Genomic DNA, 1,734 nt, shown 5'->3' with positions numbered 1-1,734 from the left:
CGAAGTAGTCGACGACGTCCTCGGGCCACTGGTTGGCCTCCGCCAGCAGCACCGTGTCCGGATAGTGGGCGTCGATCTCCTTGCGCACCCGTTTCAGGAACTCGTGCGTCGCCGGAAGGTTCTCGCAGTTCGTCCCCTCCTCGGCGTACAGGTAGGGCACGGCGTCGAGGCGGAAACCGTCGATGCCCAGGTCCAGCCAGAACCTCAGCGCGGAGATCATCTCCTCCTGCACGGCCGGGTTCTCGTAGTTGAGGTCCGGCTGGTGGGAGAAGAAACGGTGGAAGAAGTACTGCTTGCGGACGGGGTCGAAGGTCCAGTTGGAGGCCTCGGTGTCGACGAAGATGATGCGGGCGTCGGCGTACTGCTTGTCGTCGTCGGCCCACATGTAGTAGTCGCCGTAGGGGCCTTCCGGGTCTCTTCTGGACTCCTGGAACCACGGGTGCTGGTCGCTGGTGTGGTTCATGACGAAGTCGATGATGACGCGCATGCCGCGCTGGTGGGCGGCATCGACGAATTCGACGAAGTCGGCGAGGTCGCCGAATTCGGGCAGGACGGAGGTGTAGTCCGATACGTCGTATCCGCCGTCCTTCAGGGGTGATTTGAAGAACGGGGGGAGCCAGAGGCAGTCGACGCCGAGCCATTGCAGGTAGTCGAGTTTGGCGGTGAGGCCTTTGAGGTCGCCGACGCCGTCGCCGTTGCTGTCCTGGAAGGAGCGGACGAGGACCTCGTAGAAGACCGCGCGCTTGAACCACTCGGGGTCGCGGTCCTTGGCGGGTGTGTCCTCGAACGTGTCCTGAACGGGCTCGTTGACGCTCATCGTGTGGGTGACCCTCCGATCTGCGGGTTGGACGGTCGCAGGACGGTGCAGACGTGCGCGGGCCGGGCACCCGGTTCCAGACGCACGTAGTTGGCCCTGCCCCAGTAATAGGTCTCGCCGGTGAGCAGATCGCGCACCGGCACCGACTCGTGCCAGTCCAGGCCGAGTTGCGGCATGTCCAACGAGACCGTCGCCTCCTGGGTGTGGTGGGGGTCGAGGTTGACGACCACCAGAACCGTGTTCGAACCGCTCCGCTTCGAGTAGACGATCACCGCTTCCTGGTCGGCGTGGTGGAAGTGCAGGTCGCGCAGTTGGCGCAGGGCCGGGTTCGCGCGCCGGATCTCGTTGAGCCGCGTGATCAGCGGCGCGATGGTGCGTCCCTCCCGCTCGGCGGCCTCCCAGTCCCGGGGCCTGAGCTGGTACTTCTCCGAGTCCAGGTACTCCTCGCTCCCCTCGCGCAGCGGTGTGTTCTCGCACAGCTCGTAGCCGCTGTAGATGCCCCAGGTGGGCGAGAGGGTGGCCGCCAGGACGGCCCGTGCCTCGAAGGCGGGACGGCCGCCGTGCTGAAGGTAGGCGTGCAGGATGTCCGGGGTGTTGGCGAAGAAGTTGGGCCGCATGTAGGAGGCGGCCTCCCCCGAGAGTTCGGTGAGGTACTCCGTCAGTTCCTGCTTGCTGTTGCGCCAGGTGAAGTAGGTGTACGACTGCTGGAAGCCGATCTGGGCGAGGGTGTGCATCATCGCCGGGCGGGTGAAGGCCTCGGCGAGGAAGATCACATCCGGGTCGGTGCGGTTGATCTCCCCGATGACCCGCTCCCAGAAGACGACCGGCTTGGTGTGCGGGTTGTCCACCCGGAAGATCCGCACGCCGTGGGACATCCAGTGCCGCAGGACCCGCACGGTTTCGGCGACCAGGCCGTC

General features: G+C 65.7%; 1 protein-coding gene and 1 pseudogene. Both read right to left on the bottom strand.

Features of this window, described 5'->3' with window-relative positions; genetic code table 11:
• The coding region (locus tag ALMP_RS41820; protein WP_264937269.1) for an alpha-amylase family glycosyl hydrolase at window positions 1-817 on the bottom strand (817 nt) is incomplete at its 3' end.
• A pseudogene (locus tag ALMP_RS41815) lies at window positions 814-1,734 on the bottom strand (alpha-1,4-glucan--maltose-1-phosphate maltosyltransferase); the annotation flags it as partial. The gene ALMP_RS41820 and the pseudogene ALMP_RS41815, both read right to left, overlap by 4 nt.

This window comes from Streptomyces sp. A012304 (assembly GCF_026008495.1).
Taxonomy (GTDB): Bacteria; Actinomycetota; Actinomycetes; order Streptomycetales; family Streptomycetaceae; genus Streptomyces.
Note: the sequence above shows the minus strand (reverse complement) of the source record. Positions and strands in the feature narration are given on the sequence as shown.